This is a genomic window from Lacimonas salitolerans (assembly GCF_042677865.1).
Taxonomy (GTDB): domain Bacteria; phylum Pseudomonadota; class Alphaproteobacteria; order Rhodobacterales; family Rhodobacteraceae; genus Lutimaribacter; species Lutimaribacter salitolerans.
In genome coordinates, this window is sequence record NZ_JBHUDD010000027.1 from 200,114 (window position 1) to 218,023 (window position 17,910).

18 protein-coding genes are annotated in these 17,910 nt (G+C 68.1%); 4 read left to right on the forward strand and 14 right to left on the reverse strand.

What is annotated here, in order from left to right:
* The first annotated feature begins 3 nt into the window (after positions 1-3).
* From ACFTOW_RS03445 to uvrC, 3 genes are all read left to right on the forward strand, one after another.
* Positions 4-960, forward strand: coding sequence for a calcium/sodium antiporter (locus ACFTOW_RS03445; protein WP_379913083.1), 957 nt, complete (start codon positions 4-6; stop codon positions 958-960).
* Positions 961-974: 14 nt separating this feature from the next.
* Positions 975-1,754, forward strand: coding sequence for an SDR family oxidoreductase (locus ACFTOW_RS03450; protein WP_379913085.1), 780 nt, complete (start codon positions 975-977; stop codon positions 1,752-1,754).
* A 302-nt stretch (positions 1,755-2,056) separates the two neighbouring features.
* Entirely contained in the window at positions 2,057-3,919 is a 1,863-nt protein-coding gene (uvrC, locus tag ACFTOW_RS03455) for an excinuclease ABC subunit UvrC (protein WP_379913087.1), read from the forward strand.
* Positions 3,920-3,997: 78 nt separating this feature from the next.
* On the opposite strand, the gene ACFTOW_RS03460 is transcribed toward uvrC, so the two are convergent.
* The 5 genes from ACFTOW_RS03460 to ACFTOW_RS03480 form a co-directional block, all read right to left on the reverse strand.
* Positions 3,998-4,864, reverse strand: a complete 867-nt coding sequence (locus ACFTOW_RS03460) for a crotonase/enoyl-CoA hydratase family protein (RefSeq protein WP_379913089.1) — start codon at positions 4,862-4,864, stop codon at positions 3,998-4,000.
* Between the two features lie 161 nt (positions 4,865-5,025).
* On the reverse strand, positions 5,026-5,661 hold the full coding sequence (locus ACFTOW_RS03465) for an ATP-binding cassette domain-containing protein (protein WP_379913091.1): 636 nt from the start codon (positions 5,659-5,661) through the stop codon (positions 5,026-5,028).
* The gene (locus tag ACFTOW_RS03470) at positions 5,654-7,330 is read right to left on the reverse strand and encodes an ABC transporter permease (protein ID WP_379913266.1); all 1,677 of its coding nucleotides are present in this window, start codon (positions 7,328-7,330) and stop codon (positions 5,654-5,656) included. The genes ACFTOW_RS03465 and ACFTOW_RS03470 overlap by 8 nt, the downstream gene beginning before the upstream one ends.
* A gap of 7 nt (positions 7,331-7,337) precedes the next feature.
* On the reverse strand, positions 7,338-8,534 hold the full coding sequence (locus tag ACFTOW_RS03475) for an ABC transporter substrate-binding protein (RefSeq protein ID WP_379913268.1): 1,197 nt from the start codon (positions 8,532-8,534) through the stop codon (positions 7,338-7,340).
* Between the two features lie 2 nt (positions 8,535-8,536).
* Entirely contained in the window at positions 8,537-9,154 is a 618-nt protein-coding gene (locus tag ACFTOW_RS03480) for a CDP-alcohol phosphatidyltransferase family protein (protein ID WP_379913093.1), read from the reverse strand.
* Between the two features lie 151 nt (positions 9,155-9,305).
* Here ACFTOW_RS03480 and argE point away from each other — a divergent pair, with 151 nt between their 5' ends.
* A complete protein-coding gene (gene argE, locus ACFTOW_RS03485; RefSeq protein ID WP_379913095.1) occupies positions 9,306-10,469 on the forward strand; it encodes an acetylornithine deacetylase in 1,164 nt (387 codons plus the stop codon).
* A gap of 43 nt (positions 10,470-10,512) precedes the next feature.
* Here argE and ACFTOW_RS03490 read toward each other — a convergent pair whose 3' ends face one another.
* Genes ACFTOW_RS03490 through ACFTOW_RS03530 form a run of 9 tightly spaced genes read right to left on the reverse strand, consistent with a single transcriptional unit; the run spans position 10,513 to position 17,867 of the window.
* A complete protein-coding gene (locus ACFTOW_RS03490) occupies positions 10,513-11,460 on the reverse strand; it encodes a TonB family protein (RefSeq protein WP_379913097.1) in 948 nt (315 codons plus the stop codon).
* Positions 11,457-11,834 (reverse strand): ExbD/TolR family protein, encoded by a 378-nt coding sequence (locus tag ACFTOW_RS03495; RefSeq protein ID WP_379913099.1) that lies wholly within the window; start codon positions 11,832-11,834, stop codon positions 11,457-11,459. The genes ACFTOW_RS03490 and ACFTOW_RS03495 overlap by 4 nt, the downstream gene beginning before the upstream one ends.
* Positions 11,835-11,838: 4 nt before the next feature.
* On the reverse strand, positions 11,839-12,219 hold the full coding sequence (locus ACFTOW_RS03500) for an ExbD/TolR family protein (protein WP_379913102.1): 381 nt from the start codon (positions 12,217-12,219) through the stop codon (positions 11,839-11,841).
* Positions 12,219-12,824, reverse strand: coding sequence for a MotA/TolQ/ExbB proton channel family protein (locus ACFTOW_RS03505; RefSeq protein ID WP_379913104.1), 606 nt, complete (start codon positions 12,822-12,824; stop codon positions 12,219-12,221). Before ACFTOW_RS03505 ends, ACFTOW_RS03500 begins: the two co-directional genes overlap by 1 nt.
* The gene (locus ACFTOW_RS03510; RefSeq protein ID WP_379913106.1) at positions 12,821-13,471 is read right to left on the reverse strand and encodes an adenosylcobinamide amidohydrolase; all 651 of its coding nucleotides are present in this window, start codon (positions 13,469-13,471) and stop codon (positions 12,821-12,823) included. The genes ACFTOW_RS03505 and ACFTOW_RS03510 overlap by 4 nt, the downstream gene beginning before the upstream one ends.
* Positions 13,468-14,220, reverse strand: a complete 753-nt coding sequence (locus tag ACFTOW_RS03515) for an ABC transporter ATP-binding protein (RefSeq protein WP_379913108.1) — start codon at positions 14,218-14,220, stop codon at positions 13,468-13,470. Before ACFTOW_RS03515 ends, ACFTOW_RS03510 begins: the two co-directional genes overlap by 4 nt.
* Entirely contained in the window at positions 14,217-15,200 is a 984-nt protein-coding gene (locus tag ACFTOW_RS03520) for a FecCD family ABC transporter permease (RefSeq protein WP_379913111.1), read from the reverse strand. Before ACFTOW_RS03520 ends, ACFTOW_RS03515 begins: the two co-directional genes overlap by 4 nt.
* Positions 15,197-16,066, reverse strand: coding sequence for an ABC transporter substrate-binding protein (locus ACFTOW_RS03525; protein WP_379913113.1), 870 nt, complete (start codon positions 16,064-16,066; stop codon positions 15,197-15,199). The genes ACFTOW_RS03520 and ACFTOW_RS03525 overlap by 4 nt, the downstream gene beginning before the upstream one ends.
* Entirely contained in the window at positions 16,017-17,867 is a 1,851-nt protein-coding gene (locus tag ACFTOW_RS03530) for a TonB-dependent receptor plug domain-containing protein (RefSeq protein WP_379913115.1), read from the reverse strand. Before ACFTOW_RS03530 ends, ACFTOW_RS03525 begins: the two co-directional genes overlap by 50 nt.
* Positions 17,868-17,910 lie beyond the last annotated feature (43 nt).

Here is a 17,910-nt window from a genome sequence, read left to right on the forward strand (position 1 = left end):
TTCATGGAATGGCTGCTGGTGGGGCTTGGCCTTGTGATCCTGCTATTGGCGGGCGACGCACTGGTGAAGGGTGCCGTGAACCTGTCGCTGCGGGTGGGGATACCTGCGTTGATCGTCAGCCTGACCATCGTGGCCTTTGGCACCTCGGCGCCTGAGCTGCTGATCTCGATAAAGGCGGCATTGGCGGGCGTTCCGGGCATCGCCATGGGCAATGTGGTGGGATCGAACACCGCCAACGTGCTGCTGGTGCTGGGCATCCCGGCCATGCTGACGACCCTTCACACCAGCGAGGTCAACAGCCGCAAGACCTATGTGCAGATGCTGATCGCTTCGGTCCTGTTCATCGGTCTGGCCTTTACCGGCGAGTTCAATGCCCCCATCGGGCTGATCCTGCTGGCGGCGCTGGCCACGATGCTGACGCTGGCCTATCTGGATGCGCGCAAGCACCGGCGCGCGGAAAAGGCCGCCGCCGCATTGGCGGATGACGAAGAGGTCGAAGGTGCCGATCCTGACATGCCGTGGTGGCAGATCATCGTCTTTCTGGTGCTGGGTCTGGTTGGCCTGCCGCTGGGGGCCGATCTGCTGGTGGACAACGCCAGCGTGATCGCGCAGCGCTATGGAGTCAGCGACACGGTGATCGGCCTGACGCTGGTGGCGGTCGGGACCTCGCTGCCGGAACTGGCCACGACCGTGATGGCCGCGCTGCGCCGACAGGCCGACGTGGCCCTGGGCAATGTCATCGGGTCGAACATGTTCAACCTGCTGGCCATCATCGGCGTTGCCTCTCTGGTCGCGCCGATCCCGGTCGACCAGTCCTTTCTCACCTTCGACCTGTGGGTCATGCTGGCGGCGTCGCTGGTGCTGATCCCCTTCGTGTTCCTTGGCCGCAACCTGACGCGCCTGTGGGGGGTGATCTTGACCGCCGCCTATGTGGGCTATGTCGTGATCGTGCTGAGCTAGGACAGGGGACGGCGATGGGACGGGCATTGGTAACCGGCGCGGGCAAGCGGCTGGGTCGCGCGATGGCGCTGTATCTGGCCGGGCGCGGGTTTGACGTGGCGGTGCATTACGACAGTTCAACCGAGGCTGCCGAAGAGGTCGCCAGCGACATCCGCCGCATGGGGGGTAACGCCGCAACGCTGCAAGCCGATCTGCTGGACGAGGACGCAACGCAGGCGCTGCTGCCCGCCGCGGCGCAGGTCCTTGGCGGGCCGGTCACCTGCCTGGTCAACAACGCGTCGATCTTCGAACATGACACCATCACCAGCGCCACCCGCGAAAGCTGGGACAGGCATATCGACTCCAACCTGCGCGCGCCTTACGTGCTGACCCAACACATGGCCGCACAGATTCCCGACCCGGTGCGGGACGATATGGGCGAGCCGGTGGCGCAGGGGCTGATCGTGAACATGATCGACCAGAGGGTGCGCAAACTGACTCCCGAGTTTTCCACCTACACCATCGCCAAGATGGGTCTCTGGGCGCTGACGCAGACCGCTGCACAGGGTCTGGCCCCGCGCATCCGCGTCAACGCCATCGGTCCCGGCCCGACCCTGCAGGGCGGCCGTCAGAGCGACCAGCATTTCGCCCGCCAGCGCGCCGCCACGGTGCTGGGCCGCGGTGCCAACCCGTCGGACATCACCGCTGCGCTGGGGTACTTTCTGGACGCGCCGGGCGTCACCGGGCAGTTGATCTGCGTCGATGGCGGGCAGCACCTGGCGTGGGAAACGCCCGACGTTCTGGGGGTGGAATGACAAGCCCTGCGGTTGCCCTTGCGGCAAGTTGTGCACCGCTCTCATTCCTGTGATCTTCGCGTTACAAAAATGTTAAGAAAATCATACGCTTGTCAGCGCCATCAATTTTTATGTAAAGATTTCAAGCCTTTAAAAAATCGCACAAAAAATAGGCAAATGCCGGAAACCAGCCGAAACCAACAAGAATTTCGACATGTCTGGAATTTATGCGCAGACTTATCCACAGAAACGGTGGATGCGTTCCCCCTTGCCCCGCCCCGGTATTCATTGCAGCGCAGCACGCAGAATCATATCTCTTGACCATGACCACGCAAACCCAGGCTCCGCCCACCGGCCATTCGGTGATTCACGACTATCTGCGCACGCTGGACGCCTCGCCGGGCGTCTACCGGATGCTGGATGCGCAAAGCCGCGTGCTCTATGTCGGCAAGGCCCGCAACCTGCGCGCACGGGTCGGCAATTATGCCCGCCCCGGCGGACACAGCCCCCGCATCGCGCGGATGATTTCCGAAACCGCGACGATGATGTTCCTGACCACGCGCACGGAAACCGAGGCGCTGCTGCTGGAACAGAACCTGATCAAGCAGCTCAAGCCGCGCTACAACGTGCTGCTGCGCGACGACAAGTCATTCCCCAATATCGTCGTCACCGCGCATGAGTTTCCGATGATCAAGAAGCACCGCGGGGCCAAGCGCGAAAAGGGGCAGTATTTCGGCCCCTTCGCCAGCGCCGGCGCGGTCAACCGCACGCTGAGCCAGTTGCAGCGCGCCTTTCAGCTGCGCAACTGCACCGATGCGCAGTTCGAGGGCCGCACCCGGCCCTGCCTGCAATACCAGATCAAGCGCTGCACCGCGCCCTGCGTCGGCAAGATAAGCCGCGACGAGTACAACCGGCAGGTCGCCGATGCCGCGCGCTACCTGTCGGGCAAAAGCACCGAGATTCAGGAAAGCCTGGCCACCGCCATGCAGCAGGCGTCAGAGGCGATGGAGTTCGAACGCGCCGCCGCGCTGCGCGACCGCATCCGCGCGCTGACGCAGGTACAGACCGCACAGGGCATCAACCCAAGGACGGTGACCGAGGCCGACATCATCGCGCTGCACCTGGAAAACGGTCAGGCCTGCGTGCAGGTGTTCTTCATCCGGGCCGGGCAGAACTGGGGCAACAGCGATTTCTACCCGCGCGTCGGTGCCGATATAGACGCCCCCGAGGTGCTCGAGGCGTTCCTTGGCCAGTTCTATGACAGCAAGGACCCGCCGCGGCAGATCATCCTGTCGCACGGGATCGAGAATCCTGACCTGATGGAGCAGGCGCTGTCGGACAAGCTGGGCCGCAAGGTCGCGCTGATCGTGCCGCAAAAGGGCGAGAAGGCCGAGCTGATCGAAAGCGCCGCGCGCAACGCCCGCGAAAGCCTGGCGCGCAAGATGGCCGAGACCGCCACGCAGACCAAGCTGCTGCAAGGGGTGGCCGATGCCTTTGGCCTGCCCGGCCCGCCCCGCCGGATCGAGGTCTATGACAACAGCCACATCCAGGGCACCAATGCCGTGGGCGCGATGATCGTCGCCGGCCCCGAAGGTCTGATGAAAAACGCCTATCGCAAGTTCAACATCAAGGGCGACGACCTGACCCCCGGCGACGATTTCGGCATGATGAAAGAGGTGCTGACCCGCCGCTTCAAACGCCTGCTCAAGGAAGACCCCGACCGGACCAGGGGCCACTGGCCCGACCTGCTGCTGATCGACGGCGGTGCCGGGCAGGTGACCGCCGTGCACGAGATCATGGCCGAACACGGCGTGGCCGACATCCCCATGGTGGGCGTCGCCAAGGGCGTGGACCGCGACGCGGGCAAGGAAGAGTTTCACCGCAAGGGCCAGCGCACGTTCGCCCTGCGCATGAACGATCCCGTGCTCTATTTCATCCAGCGCCTGCGCGACGAGGCGCACCGCTTTGCCATCGGCACCCATCGCGCCAAACGCGCCAAGGCGGTGGGCGCGACGCCGCTGGATGACGTGCCGGGCGTGGGGGCCGCGCGCAAGCGCGCGCTGCTGGCGCATTTCGGCTCGGCCAAGGCGGTCAGCCGCGCCAACCTGTCCGACCTCAAAGCGGTGGAGGGCATCTCGGACAGCATGGCCGAAGCGATCTACGGGTTCTTCCACGAAAAGGGCTGACGCGCCCCTGCCGGTTTCCTCTCTCTGCAAATATCCCGGGGGGAGTCGCGCCTTGCGCGACGGGGGGCAGCGCCCCCCTCATCCATCCCGGTTGGCACCCGGAATGGGGCCATTCGCCGTCCAGTCCCATGTGCCCGCGTCCCGCTCGGCCACCGCCTGTTTCCAGCCCACAGCCTCGGCGCGGGCCTTGAAATTCAGCCCCTCGGGCGAGTGACGCGTGATGCCGTCAAAGATCGTCGCCAGCCGCTGGGTGTTCATCAGCCCCTGCGCCTCGATCGCCTGGTTGATCACCAGCTTCTGCATCGCCAACTGGTTGATAGGCACACCGGCCATGCGCTGTGCCAGAGCCTCGACCTCTGCGTCCAGATCGGCCTCGGGCACGGATTTCAGGATCAGTCCCATCTCGGCCGCCTCGCGCCCGGTGATCTTGTCGCCGGTGAACAGCATCCGCTTGGCGCGCTCGGGTCCCAGCCGGTAGACCCACATCGCCGTGGTCGGGCAGCCCCAGACGCGGGTCGGCATATAGCCGATCTGCGCGGTGTCAGCCATCACCACGAAATCGCAGCACAGCGCGATATCCGACCCGCCCGCCACGGCGAAGCCATGCACCTTGGCCACCACCGGCTTCATGGCGCGCCACAGCGACATGAACGCCTGGGTGTTCTTCCACATGAAGCGGTAGTCCCTGATCGGATCCCAGGGCATCTCCTGCGTCACCTGTCCGGTGCCGTTGCCCTCGGCATAATACGCCAGATCATAGCCCGCACAGAACGCATCGCCCGCGCCTGACAGCACCATCACATGCACGCTGTCATCGGCATCGGCCCGCGCCACCGCCTGTTCCAGCAGATGCGGCACCTCGTCATCTATTGCGTTCATCACCTGCGGGCGGTTCAGCGTGATCCGCGCGATCCGCCCGTCCTTTTCGTACAGCACCTTGGTCATGGTTTTCTCCTCCTCCGATACGTTTCACAGAACCATCTGTTGCAGCCCGCGCCAAGGCAAAGGTGGCAGGGCACGCACAGGCGCGCAGGCAAGGGGGCGCTGCCCCCTCGGCCTTGCGGCCTCACCCCCGGAGTTTATGGGCAAGATGAAGGCCGGACCGCTCAGCCCAGCCGCAGCACCGGCCCGCCCGCCGCCTGCGCATCCTGCGCATCATGCGTGACCAGCAGCACCGGCAGGCCGGCGGCGCGGGCGCGGTCGAACACCAGCGCGCGCATCTGGGCGCGGCGGTCGGCATCAAGGCTTGCGAAAGGCTCGTCCAGCAGCAGCGCGGCGGGCGCGGCCAGCAACGTGCGCATCAGCGCCACGCGCACCTTTTGCCCGCCCGACAGCGTGGCCGGATCGCGCGGCGCAAAGCCTGACAGCCCGACCTGATCCAGCGCCGCATCCACCGCCGCACGCCGGTCGGCGCCCTTGACGCTGCGGGGCAGACCGAACGCCAGATTGGCCCCCACCGACAGATGCGCGAACAGCAGCGGGTCCTGGAACAGGATGCCGATCCCGCGCGCCTGCGTTGGCAGGCCGGTGACATCGCGCCCGTTCAGAACCACACGCCCCGACACCGCAAAGGGCGCGCCCAGCGTGCCCATGACCGCGCCCAGCAGGGTCGATTTGCCCGATCCCGACGGCCCCATCACCGACACCACCTGCCCCGGCGGCACGGTGGCCGACAGGCGCAGCATGTCCTTGCCTGCCAGACGCACGCGCAGATCGTCCAACAGCAGCCCGTCCTCAGCCATGCAGCACCCCCCGCCGGTTGCGAAACAGCACGCGCGGCAGCCCGATCGCCAGCGCGAAAGGCACCAGCGCCAGCGCCGTCTGCACCAGCGCCCAGACCCCGATCGCGCGCCTGTCCCCGCCCGAGGCCAGCGCCACGGCTTCGGTCGTCACGCTGGACACGCGGCCGCCGCCGATCAGCAGCGTGGGCAGGTATTGCCCCACCGACACCGCCCAGCCCACCGCCGCCGCCGTCAGCACCGGGGCCAGCAGCATCGGCAGACGCACCGCCCACAGCACCCGGCCCGGCCCGGCCCCCAGACTGTGCGCCACGGTGGCCTGCCTCGCATCCCAGGCGCGGAACGGATCACCCAGCGACAGGAACACATAAGGAAACACAAAGATCACATGCGCCGCCACCACAGCCGCCAGCCCGCCCTTGACGCCCAGCATCAGCATCCATGTCTGCACCCCGGGCAGGAAGGCGACCTGCGGCACCAGCAGTGGCAGATAGAGCAGCCATTGGCCGCGCGCGCGCAGGCGCAGGCCAAAGCGGTGCTCGGCCTCCAGACAGCCCATGGCCAGCGCCAGCGCCAGACCGGTGGCAAGGGCGGCAATCGCCATGGTGACCGCCAGCGCATCACGCACGCCGGGCCAGTGCCGCGCCCAGGTGCGCCATGTGACGGCTTCGGGCCAAGCTTCTGGGAAACTCCAGAACCCCGCGACCGACCAGACGCCCAGCACCACCAGACCGGCCAGCACCGCCGCCGCCGCCATGCCCGCCAGACCCAGCGCCAGCGCCGCCGTCACACGCCCGCCCGCGCGACGATGCCCCGACCAGACCCAGGCCCGGCCCAGCCGTGCGACCAGCCGCTCGCCCAGCCACCACAGCGCCAACGCCGCCAGCACCAGCACCAGTTGCAGCGTCGCCGCCGCCGCGCCCTGCAACCGCATGTCCAGGTCGGGGTCGCTCATCCAGCGCAGGATCTGCACGGCCAGCGTGGGCGGCGTGTTGGGGCCAAGGATCATCGCCACATCCACCACGGTCATGGAAAACGCCAGCACCACCAGCACCGGCAGCCTGATCTGGCGGTAGACCAGCGGGAACACCGCCTTGAGCCATGCGGCAGGCCGATCATGGCCCAGGCTGCGCGCCACCGTCTCGGCCCGGGTTGCATCGGCCTGCCCCAGCGCCGCCAGCGTCATCAGCAGCAGGAAGGGCACCTCTTTCACCACCAGCCCGGCCAGCAGCGACAGGCCCATCGGGTCCTGCACGATCAGCAGGTCGGGCGGCTGCGTCCAGCCCGTGGCCCAGGGCGACAGCCCGCGCACGATCAGCCCCGAGGGCGCGATCAGGAACGCCAGCCCGAAGGCCGCCGCCGCATGGGGCACCGACAGCAGCGGCGACAACACCCGCCGGAACGCCGCGAAGGACCGCGTGCCCGACCAGCAGGCCACAAGCAGCGTCACGATCCCCAGCGAAATCACCGCCGAGCCCAGCCCGGTCACCAGGCTGAGGCGCACCGCGCTGGCCAGCCCCGGCCAGTCCAGCAGCGCGCCAAAGGCCTCCAGCCCCGGCTGGGTCCGGCCAATCACGGGCAGGATGCCAAAGGCCGGGGCCAGCGTGCCCAACAAGCCCGCCAGAACCGGCCCCAGCAACAGCGCGATCACCAGCGCGGGCAAGTAACGCAGGGCCGGGTTACTCGGCAATGCCGTACCGCGCGGTCCAGTCTGCCGCGATGCGGGTCATCCAGCTTGGGTGCGGCTCGGGCAGCGCGGGGCCAAGCTGGTCCGGCGACAGGGTGGCGATGCCAAGGTCGATCCCTTCGAACAGCGCGCGACCCGCCTTGGGCAGGGCTGCCACGTCCAGCACCGTGCCATAACCCAGGTTGACCGGGTCCAGCGCCCGCGCCTGCGCCTGCGGCGACAGCAGGAAATCGGCCACAACCATCGCGCCCGCCTTGGCGCTGGCATTGTAGGGGATCGCCACGAAACTGGCGTTGCCGATGGTTCCGCCCTGCGGCACGAAGGTGCGCACCGTGTCGGGCAGTTCAAAGTTCGCGATGGCACTCGAGGCCTCGCCGGGGCTGAAGCTGATGGCCAGTGAGATCTCGTCATCCGCCAGCAGCTGAATCTGGCGCGGCCCGGTCTGCGGATAGGCCCGGCCCTGCCGCCACAGGTTCGGCGTCAGCGCGTCCAGAAAGGCCCAAAGGGGGGCGGTGACGGCCTCATAGTCCGCCTGATCGACCGGGTCCAGCAACGGCGCGGGATCATCCAGCACGCCATACAGCGCCTGTTTCAGAAAGGTCGTGCCCAGAAAATCGGGCGGCTGCGGATAGGTGAAGCGCCCCGGATTGTCCTGCGCCCAGTCCAGCAGCGCGGCCATGTCGGCCAGCGGTTCCATATCCGCGCTGTCATACATGAACACCACCTGCGCCGCGGCCCAGGGGCTTTCCATCCCGTCGGTCGGCACGGTGAAATCCACCTGCACCGGCTTGCCCGCCACATCGACCAGCGCCCAGTTGGGCAGGCTTTCGGCGAAGGGGCCGAACAGCAGCCCGGCGTCCTTCATCGCGGCAAAGTTCGGCCCGTTGATCCAGATCAGGTCGATCGCGCCGCCGCTGTCCTGCCCGGCCTGCTTTTCGGCCAGCACCCGGCCCACCGCATCGGCGGTATCGGACAGCTTTACATGCTCCAGCGTGACGCCGTATTCCGTCGACACCTGCTCGCCGACCCAGCCGATAAAGGCGTTGGTCGTGGTCGATCCACCCCACGCGTTCCAATAGACGGTCTGCCCGCGCGCCTGCTCCAGCACCGCATCCCAGTCGGCGGGGTCCGGCTCGGCCCAGGCCAGTCCGGGCAGCAGCGCCAGCGCCGCAATCGCCTGTTTCCACATCGTCATTTCCTTCTCTCCCCAAACACCTGACGTGCCAGCAGTATCCGCGACACGCCCGTGACGAAACACAAGGCCCCGAACCCCCAGGCCAGCGGTGCGAACCACGCAGGGGCAAGACACAGGATCACGAAGAACGCGATCGTCTCGAACCCCTCCAGCAGCCCGCCCGTGAAATACAGCGACTTGACCCCGCGCACATCGGTCCGCATCTCGTGCTTTTCGGCCAGGATGGCAAAGCCCAGAAAGCTGGCCCCGTTGAAATAGAAACTGCACAGCAGGAACGCCCCCGCCGCCGCATTGGCCGCCGGGTCCAGCCAGACAAAGGCCAAGGCGACAGCGCCGTAGAACAGGAAATCGCTGGTGATATCCAGATAGCCGCCAAAATCGCTGGTCTGCGTGGCCCGCGCCACCGCCCCGTCCAGCCCATCGGCAAGACGGCTGACCAGCAGCGGCACCAACGCCCAGCCGGGCGCCCCCAGTGCGATCATCGCCGCCGCGATCAAGCCCAGTGCCAGACCTGCCAGAGTGACCGCATTGGCCGTGATCCCCCAGCCCGCCAGGCTGCGGCCTTGGGCGTTCAGGATCGGGTCGATCAGCGGGCGGATGCGGGCGTCGAACATGGCTCAAGCCATAGACCGCAGGCCCGCGCACAGGCCAGTCCCAATTGCGTGACGCGCCTGAAACATTGGAGCACCGACCGCGCGCAACCGCTTGCACCCCGAGCCGAACACCGTCACCCTGCAGGCCAGCACGGTCATCAAGGGGGCCCCCATGGACAGGTTTGAACACACGGTCGAGATCCTGCGCGACCTGATCGCGTTTCCCACGGTGTCTGCCGACAGCAACCTTGAGATGATCGCCCATCTGGCCAACCGCCTGAACGACGCGGGCGCGCATGTGCAGATGATGACCGACCCCAGCGGGCACAAGGCCAACCTCTTTGCCACCATTGGCCCCGAGGTGTCGGGCGGGATCGTGCTGTCGGGCCATTCCGATGTCGTGCCCGCCGAAGAGGACGGCTGGACCGACGATCCGTTCGAGATGACCCCGCGCGACGACGCGTTTTACGGGCGCGGCACATGCGACATGAAGGGGTTCATCGCCGCCGCCACCGCCATGGCCCCGATGCTGGGCAAGGCGAACCTGCGCCGCCCGATCCATTTCGCCTTTACCTATGATGAAGAGGTCGGATGCCTGGGCGCACAGCATCTGGTGCGCGATCTGGCGGCGTCGGACATCCGGCCCGCCACCGCGATCATCGGTGAACCCACGATGATGCGCATCATCGAAGGGCACAAGGGCTGCTGCGAATACACCACCCGGTTTCACGGTCTCGAAGGGCACGGATCAGCCCCCGATCGGGGCGTGTCGGCGGTGGAATATGCCGCGCGCTACGTCATGCGCCTGCTGGAACTGCGCGAAGACCTCAAGCCCCGCGCCCCGGCGGGCAGCCTGTTCGATCCGCCGTGGTCCACCTTGCAGGTGGGCCGCCTGCATGGCGGCGTGGCCCATAACGTCATCGCCGGTCTGGCCGAGGTCGACTGGGAACTGCGCCCGGTGCAGCCCGGCGACAAGGCCTATGTGACCGAGGAAATCGCGGCCTATGCCCGCGATGTGCTGCTGCCCGCGATGCGCGCCGTGCATCCGGGTGCGCGGATCGACACGCAGGTGATCGGCGATGTGCAGGGGCTGGAACCCGCCGAGGAAAACGAGGCGCGCGACATCATCCAGCGCCTGACCGGCCAGAACGGTGCCGAGGTGGTCGCCTTTGGCACCGAGGCGGGCCTGTTCCAGTCGCTGGGGATGAGCGCGGTGGTCTGCGGCCCCGGCTCGATCGAGCAGGCGCACAAGGCCGATGAATTCGTATCGGCCGACCAGTTGCGGCAATGCACCGACATGCTGGAACGGTTGTGCGCCGGTCTGATCACCGACTGAACCGGGGCGCAGCGCCGGGTTTCAGCGCGCCGCTGTGGCGCGCTCAGCGTGCGAAGGACACCGGCAGGTTGAAGCTGTGGCTGCCTGCCGCCAGCCCCTTGGGGGCCGCCGGAAACCGCGCCTGCCGCACCGCCGCCAGTGCCGCCCGGTCCAGCGCGGCATGCCCCGAGGATTGCGCCACCGCGACCCCCTGAAGCCCCCCGGTATGCGACAGGGTGATGCGCAAAGTCACCCGCCCGCTGTCGCGGCTGCCGCGGGGATACCGCTTGCTTCTCTCGACACTGGCGCGCACGCGGCCACCCCATTGGGCCATCAGGCTGCGCCGCTGGCTGTCGCTCAGCCCGGCAGGGTCGGCGGCCTTGGCGCGCGGTTGTCCGGCCTGCGGCGACGCCCCCTGCCCCTTGGCCTTTTGCGCGGCGCGCGGGGGCGGTGCGGCCTGCGTGGTTTCGGGCCGTGCTTTGGGGCGCACGGATGACACCGGCGCGGCGGCCTGCTGCTGCGGCGGTGGATCCTGCGCCACAGGCGGCAGGTCCGGGGCCGCTTGCGGCGGTGCCTGCCCCGGGGCGGGCCGGTCTGGCGCATCGGGCATCGCAACGGGGCCGGGCAATTCCGGCAGGGCCGCCACCTGCGGCGCGGCCATCGGTGCCGGTGCGGCTTGATCGGTCACCGGCGCAGACTGCGGCACCTCCACCGGGGGAAGCGCCGCCGGGGCGTCGCGCGGGACCTGCGCGTCGGGGGCCGCCTGAACCTGCGGCGCGGCCCTATCCATCGCCGGCAAGGGCATCGCCACATCCTGCGCCTGAACCTGCGGCGGTGTGGTCCATGCCACCACCAGATCGGCCAGATCGCCCGGCGCGGCGGCCAGCGTCACCTGCGCCGTGCCCTGATCGCCACCCGGTCCCGCGCCATCGCCCCCGGGCTGGGCCAGCACCAGCACATGCGCGCCCACCGACAGCCCGATGAACACAAGGTATTCCGCAACGCCTCTCATGGCTGCACCGCCAGTTGCACATCGCGCAGGCCAAGCCCCGACAACCGCTGCATCACCCGCGCAAGCTCGACCCCCGGCAGCGCCTGATCGGCCCGGATGCTCAGCGCCACATCCGGCCCCAGCGCCGCCAGGGCGGACCAGACGGCCTCCCCTGTCACGCCGTCCAGCGCGGGCGTGCCGTCTGCTGCCAGCCACAGCACGGCCGGACCGTCCAGGTCCGCCTGTTCCGAGGCCTGCGGCAAGTCCATATCAAACGGATCGGGCGGGGCGATCTGCGCGGTCATCAGGAAAAAGATCAGCAGCAGGAACACCACGTTGATCATCGGCACGATGGTCTCGCGCGGGGTGCGTCGGACGGGCGGGGCAAATCGCATCGCGCTACTCCACCACTGTCACGCGGGCGATCCCGGCAGCGCGCAGCGCCGTGGCCACGTCGATCAGCCGTTGCAGATCGGCGCCCTCCCGTGGGCGCAGCACCACCATATCCTCGGGCCCCTGCATCAGCGGGGCCAGCGCATCGGCCAGCCCGTCCAGTGCCACGGCCTGCCCGTTCAGGCGCAGCCCGTCCGGCGCGATATCGACCAGACGGGGCGGGCCCTGATACTCGGTCGCGCCCCCCGTCGCCAGATCCAGCGGCAGGGCGGCATCCACGCCAAAGCGCGCGGCCAGCATGAAGAAGATCAGCAACAGAAACACCACGTCGATCATCGGCGTCAGGCTGGGGCGACGGCGCGGACGGGGGGCGGCAAAGCTGAACATCAAGCGCCCCCGGCCCGGCCCGTCATGCGGGTTGCCATGTCCTCCAGATCCGCCTGCACGCGCTCGGCCACGGATTCAAACCCCGACAGGGCAATCGCCGCCGGAATCGCAACGGCCATGCCTGCGGCGGTGGTCAGCAGTGCCTCCCATATGCCGCCTGCCAGCACCGAGGGATCGGCCCGCGCGCCGCTGTCCTGCAGGGCCTGAAACGCCTCGATCATGCCCAGAACGGTGCCCAGAAGGCCCACCAGAGGCGCAATCGTCACGATCAGTTCCAGCGCCCGCAGCCCGGCGCGCAGCGGGGTCAATTCGCACAGGGCCAGCCGGGTGATCTCGTCGCGCTGCGCCTGCGGGGCCATCGGCCCGGACAGCACGCCCGCCACGCGCGAGACAAAGCGCAAGTGCAGGTTGCGCGCCTGAGGCACCGGGGCGGCGCGGCCTGTCACCACAGCCTCGGCCCGGCCCGGCGACCAGACCCCGGCCAGTGCCAGCCGCCACAGCTTCCACAGGGTCAGTGCCACGGTCAGCACCGACAGCGCGGCAATCACCCACAGCGCCGGGCCGCCCAGATCCAGCATGGCCTGCACCCTGTCAAATCCGCTCATGCCTGCCTCCGCCGTACATGGGTCATCCAGAAATCACCGCCCGCGCGCACGACGTCATATACCGCACGGCCCGCCGCCACGCCAATATCGGTGTGCATACCGGCAAACCCGGCCTCACCAACGGGGGCGGCCACGGCCAGACAATCGGTGCCTGTGCCGGTGGCAAGGCCCGTGGGCAGGGCATGGCCCAGGTCCATAACCGCGACGGTGCGGGCCTGTGCAGCAATCGCCAGCACCTCGATCAGTGCCGCCTGTGTCATCCCGACCGACAGGCGCAACGCCACGTTGATCGTGCCGAACGAGGCCGGATCATAGGCCATGCGCGTGCCGATCCGCTCGGCGTTGGAGAGGCCCACGGTGGCCACGGCGGTGGCGGTCACGTCGCCTGTCGTGGCTTCCGACACCTCAAAGGCGCTGACATCGCGCGAGGTCAGGAAACATGGCGCGTCCTGCGCGCTGCGCGCGGCCAATTCCGCGCCCAGCCATACGGGCACGTCCAGTTCCGGCGTCAGGTCGGCATTGCGCACCTCGCGCCACAGGATGCGGCGGGCGGTGACGAAACCGGGGCGGTTCAGCGTGAAGCTGAGCACCGGCATATCGGCACCAAGGTCAAACGCCAGCCAGGGGCGATCGAGTGTCACGCTCATCCCAGCACCTCAAGCGGCTGGAATACCCGGCCATGCGCGGTGTCGGCGCTGTAGGCGGTGATGCCGAACACCTGCGCCACCAGGTCCGGGGTCAGCACATCGGCGGGCGGGCCATCGGCCATCACGCGGCCCTGCCCCAGCAGGATCAGGCGGCTGCAATGGCGCGCCGCCAGCCCCAGATCGTGCAGCGACACAAGGGCCGAGTGCCCGGCCCGCGCCAGATCGGCAAAGGTCTGCATCGTGGCGATCTGATGCGCCGGGTCCAGCCCGGCAATGGGTTCATCCGCCATCAGCAGCGGCGTGTCCTGCGCCAGCGCGCGGGCGATCAGAACGCGGGCCTGCTCGCCGCCCGATAGCCGCGTGGCGGTGCGGTGGCGCATCTCCGACAGGTCCATCCAGTCCAGCGCGCGGTCCACGGCGGCGCGATCAGCTGCGGTCAACGCCCGCGTGCGGTGCGGGGTGCGGCCCAGCGTCACCAGCGCCTCGACCGTCACGGGCCAGGCGATCTCGCGCGCCTGCGGCATCCATGCGGCGGCACGGGCGCGGGCCGATGGGTGCAGCGCGGCAAGGCTGCTGTCGCCCTCATGCGCCAGCAGCCCCAGCGCCGCGCGCATCAGCGTGGTCTTGCCCGCGCCGTTGGGCCCGATCAGGCCCACAAGCTCGCCCTTGCCGATCTCAAGCGTGACGCCGGAAAATACCATACGGTCGCGCAGGGTGACCGACAGATCGCGCAGGGACAGCAGGGTCATGCCATCTCCTTTCGCGTCTTGTAGATCAGGTGCAGAAACAGCGGCGCGCCCACAAGCGCCGTCAGCACGCCCAGTTTCAGATCGCGTTCCGGCAGGATCAGCCGCACCGCCAGATCGGCGGCCAGCAGCATCGCTGCACCGCCAAGGGCGCTCGCAGGCAAAAGGCGCGACGGCTGTGCGCCCACCAGAGGGCGCAGCAGATGCGGCACCACCAGCCCGACAAAGCCGATGGCCCCGGCCACCGCCGTGCCCGCCCCCACCACGCAGGCTGTGCCAAGGATCAGCATCAGCCGCAGGCGGGTCAGGTTGATCCCCATGACCTGCGCCGCATCCTCGCCCAGCGTCAGCGCGTCAAGGCCACGGCCTAGGCTGGCCAGCAGCGCCCACCCAAGCAGCGTGAACGGCAGCGCCAGCCAAAGATGCGTCATCGACCGATCCGCCAGCGATCCCATCATCCAGAACACGATCTCGTTCACCGCAAAGGGGTTCTGCGACAGGTTCAGCACCAGTTGCGTCAGCGCCCCCGCCATCGCCGAAATCGCGATGCCCGCAAGGATCAGCACCAAGGCCCCGCCGCGCGGTCCGGCCAATGCCAGCACCAGAAGGACGCCGCCCAGCGCCCCGGCCAAAGCCATCAGCGGCAGCGCCAGCGCAAAGGCCGCCGACAGCCCGGTCTGGATCGCCAGCACCGCCCCCAGCGCGGCCGAGCCCGAGACCCCGATCAGCCCCGGTTCGGCCAGCGGATTGCGCAGATAGCCCTGCATCGCCGCGCCGGCCAGGCCCAGGCTGGCCCCGATCATCACCGCCAGCAGGGCACGCGGCAGGCGGATTTCGCGCATCACCATCGCCACCGGCCCGTCGCCCCCGCCCAGCAGCCCCGCAAGGCTGTCCAGCGGCGCGATGCTGGCGGGCCCCACCAGCAGCGACAGGGCGAACAGCCCCGCGACCGTCACCGACAGCAGGATCAGAACGCGGCTCATTGCCCCGCCTCCACCGCGCGGCGCAGATCGGCCATCGCCTGCACCGCGCGCAGGGCATAGGGCGTGCCGCAGACCCAGTCGCGGTCGGTCACCGTGCCGCTGACCCGGCCACGTTTCAGCGCGGTGACGACGGGATGATCCATCACCGCCTCCGCCCGGCTGGCCCCGGGATAGGGGTTGCCGGTCACCACCACATCGGGATCGGCCAGCGCCAGCAGTTCCAGCGGCAGCGCGCCGATAGCCCCATACCCCAGATCGGTCGCCACGTTGTCGAACCCCCCGGCGCGCAGGATCTGCCCCGCCAGCGAGGTACCGCCCGAGGTATAGCCATTGGCGTAATACAGGGCCGCCTGCGGGCGGGTGTCCGTTTCGGCCTGCACGTCCGCCAGCCCACTGTTGAACTGCGCGATCAGGGCGTCGGCGCGCGCCTCCTGCCCCAGAACCGCGCCCATCTGGGCCAGCCGGTCGGCCACATCGGTCAGGGCGTAGGCGGGGGCGAACTCTGCCACCGGGATGTCCAGACGGCGCAGCATTTCCACCGTGGCACGGGCGGTGAACCGGCCCGCCACCACCAGATCGGGCTGCATCAGATAGATTTCCTCGGCGCGGCCATGGGTGACGGACAAATCGCGCGCCTGATCTGCCATGGCCGAGGTGCGCGGGTTCGCCGCCAGCGGTGTCACCGCCGCCAACTGCCCCGGTGCCGCCACCAGCATGGCCAACTGATCGGTGCACAGGTTCAGCGACACGACACGTTGCGGCGTGTCGCCAAACGCCGCGCCGCCGATCAGAAGCGCAGCCAGGGGTGATATGATCCTAGAAAGACGCACGAAGCCCGAAAAAGGCTGCGCGGTCCGACGTGCCATATCCCGCAACCGTCTGGTATTCGCGATCCAGAAGGTTCTCGATCCGCAAATAGGCCTCGACCCCGTCGCTGACCTCATACGCGGCGGCCATGTTGACGACGACAAAGTCGTCCACGCGGGGCTTGTCGGCCGAGGCGATCATATTCAGGCCCAGGTCAAGCCGCTCTGTCGCGGCCCAGTCCAGCGCCAGCGCCAGCTTGTGCAGAGGCACCGCCGCGGACCAGCCCGACGAGTCGAGCGCCACGTCGATATCCGTATCGGTATAGGTGTAGGCGCCACTCAGCCGCAGGCGGTCGTCGATATCCCACTCGCCCGACAGCTCGATGCCCGTGCGCCGTGCTGCGCCGTTGCGCTGCACATAAGTGCCCGAGGCAAAGCTGTAATCGATCAGGTCGGTGGCCTTCAGATAGAACGCCGTCAGCGCCACGCGGCCATTGCCGAATTGCTGTTCGATCCCGAAATCGACGCTTTGCGCCTTTTCCACGCCCAGCGTGGGGTCGCCCACCAGCACCGTGGCGGGTGGTGTCACGAACGTATCGACGTAAAAGCCGTAAAGCTCATAATTCGACGGCGCGCGATAGCCGGTTCCGGCCGACCAGCGCAGCGTGGTGCCCCCGCCCAGCCGGTGCGCCCCGTTCAGGCGTCCGGCCCATTGCCCGCCGAATGCCGAATGATTGTCATGGCGCAGGCTGGCCGTCACGTCGTTATCGGCATTTATGGCATATACCGCCTGCGCGAAGGCCGTGTTCATGTCGGTGCTGCGCGACTGGTAGGTGTCGATATAGGTTTCCCGTTTGTGCTCGATCCCCGCCACAACGTCGATGGATGCGCCCAGCGCAAAGGCCGCTTCGAGGCGCGCGGTATCGCGCCGGCCTTTGTAGGGCAGGATGAAACCGCTGTAATCCAGCTCGCGGTCGATGGCGAACCGGCTGAGCGTGCCGGTCACCTGCACCGCGCCGAAATCGTGGATCACACTCAGGCGCGCGCCGCGTTTCCGGCTGCGGTTCACGTTGGCCGAGTCGAAAAACGTGCCGCTGAAATTGTCGTCGAACTCGCCTTCTGAATCGATGAAGAAACCCGCAAACTCGACCGTCGTGGCGGCGCCCAGATCGTAGGCGGCAAAAAGGTTCAGGCGGGTTTCCTCGTAGCCATCAGCCTCGGCGCCGGGGCGCCCGTTTTCTTCCCAGGCCGAGAAGCCGTCGGTGCGGAAACGGCCCAGGCCAAAGCTCAGCTCGCCCCGGTCCGAGGCCATCGCCACGTCGATGGAGGCCTGCCGGGTTCCGTGGCTGCCGAACTCCAGCTGGGTTTCGACCTCGGTGCCGATGCCGCTGGCACGTTTGCCCTGCATCAGGATCGCGCCGCCAACCGCCTGGCTGCCGAACAGCGCCGATTGCGCGCCGCGCAGAACGTCGATCCGGCCCAGGCCGCCGGTCATAAGTCCGCCGAAATCGAACGCCACCTGCGTGCCCGACGGGTCGGCCACGTCGATCCCTTCATAGCGCACGGCGATGTTGTTCTGGTTCACGCCCCGGATCGTCAACGTAGTCTGCGTGCCCACGGGGCCGTTGCGCGCGACGCTGATGCCTGGCAGGCCGTTCAGTTCGTCGGTAACCGCTGTTTCGCCGTTGCGCTGGAGATCCTCGGCATCCAGCACGGACACGGCGGTGCCCGTGCGGTCGGCCTCGATCCCGCCGATATTCGAGAAAACGGTGATCTCCTCCAGATCAAAGGCCTGTTGCGCCAGCGCAGGGGCGGTTGCAAGGGCGGTAAAGGCCGCAGAGGCCAGCAGGTGTCGTATCATCATTCGTCCTTCGCGGGGCGCTTTTGCGCCCGTCGTTTGCCAG

Coding starts and splice junctions, on each gene's coding strand:
- ACFTOW_RS03475 (WP_379913268.1), bottom strand. CDS start 8,534: ATGTGGAAACAGGCGATTGCGGCGCTGGCGCTGCTGCCCGGACTGGCC.
- ACFTOW_RS03500 (WP_379913102.1), bottom strand. CDS start 12,219: ATGTTCAGCTTTGCCGCCCCCCGTCCGCGCCGTCGCCCCAGCCTGACG.
- ACFTOW_RS03495 (WP_379913099.1), bottom strand. CDS start 11,834: ATGCGATTTGCCCCGCCCGTCCGACGCACCCCGCGCGAGACCATCGTG.
- ACFTOW_RS03515 (WP_379913108.1), bottom strand. CDS start 14,220: ATGACCCTGCTGTCCCTGCGCGATCTGTCGGTCACCCTGCGCGACCGT.
- ACFTOW_RS03490 (WP_379913097.1), bottom strand. CDS start 11,460: ATGAGAGGCGTTGCGGAATACCTTGTGTTCATCGGGCTGTCGGTGGGC.
- ACFTOW_RS03445 (WP_379913083.1), top strand. CDS start 4: ATGGAATGGCTGCTGGTGGGGCTTGGCCTTGTGATCCTGCTATTGGCG.
- ACFTOW_RS03505 (WP_379913104.1), bottom strand. CDS start 12,824: ATGAGCGGATTTGACAGGGTGCAGGCCATGCTGGATCTGGGCGGCCCG.
- ACFTOW_RS03530 (WP_379913115.1), bottom strand. CDS start 17,867: ATGATACGACACCTGCTGGCCTCTGCGGCCTTTACCGCCCTTGCAACC.
- uvrC (WP_379913087.1), top strand. CDS start 2,057: ATGACCACGCAAACCCAGGCTCCGCCCACCGGCCATTCGGTGATTCAC.
- ACFTOW_RS03510 (WP_379913106.1), bottom strand. CDS start 13,471: ATGAGCGTGACACTCGATCGCCCCTGGCTGGCGTTTGACCTTGGTGCC.
- ACFTOW_RS03465 (WP_379913091.1), bottom strand. CDS start 5,661: ATGGCTGAGGACGGGCTGCTGTTGGACGATCTGCGCGTGCGTCTGGCA.
- ACFTOW_RS03480 (WP_379913093.1), bottom strand. CDS start 9,154: ATGTTCGACGCCCGCATCCGCCCGCTGATCGACCCGATCCTGAACGCC.
- ACFTOW_RS03525 (WP_379913113.1), bottom strand. CDS start 16,066: ATGGCACGTCGGACCGCGCAGCCTTTTTCGGGCTTCGTGCGTCTTTCT.
- ACFTOW_RS03520 (WP_379913111.1), bottom strand. CDS start 15,200: ATGAGCCGCGTTCTGATCCTGCTGTCGGTGACGGTCGCGGGGCTGTTC.
- ACFTOW_RS03460 (WP_379913089.1), bottom strand. CDS start 4,864: ATGACCAAGGTGCTGTACGAAAAGGACGGGCGGATCGCGCGGATCACG.
- argE (WP_379913095.1), top strand. CDS start 9,306: ATGGACAGGTTTGAACACACGGTCGAGATCCTGCGCGACCTGATCGCG.
- ACFTOW_RS03450 (WP_379913085.1), top strand. CDS start 975: ATGGGACGGGCATTGGTAACCGGCGCGGGCAAGCGGCTGGGTCGCGCG.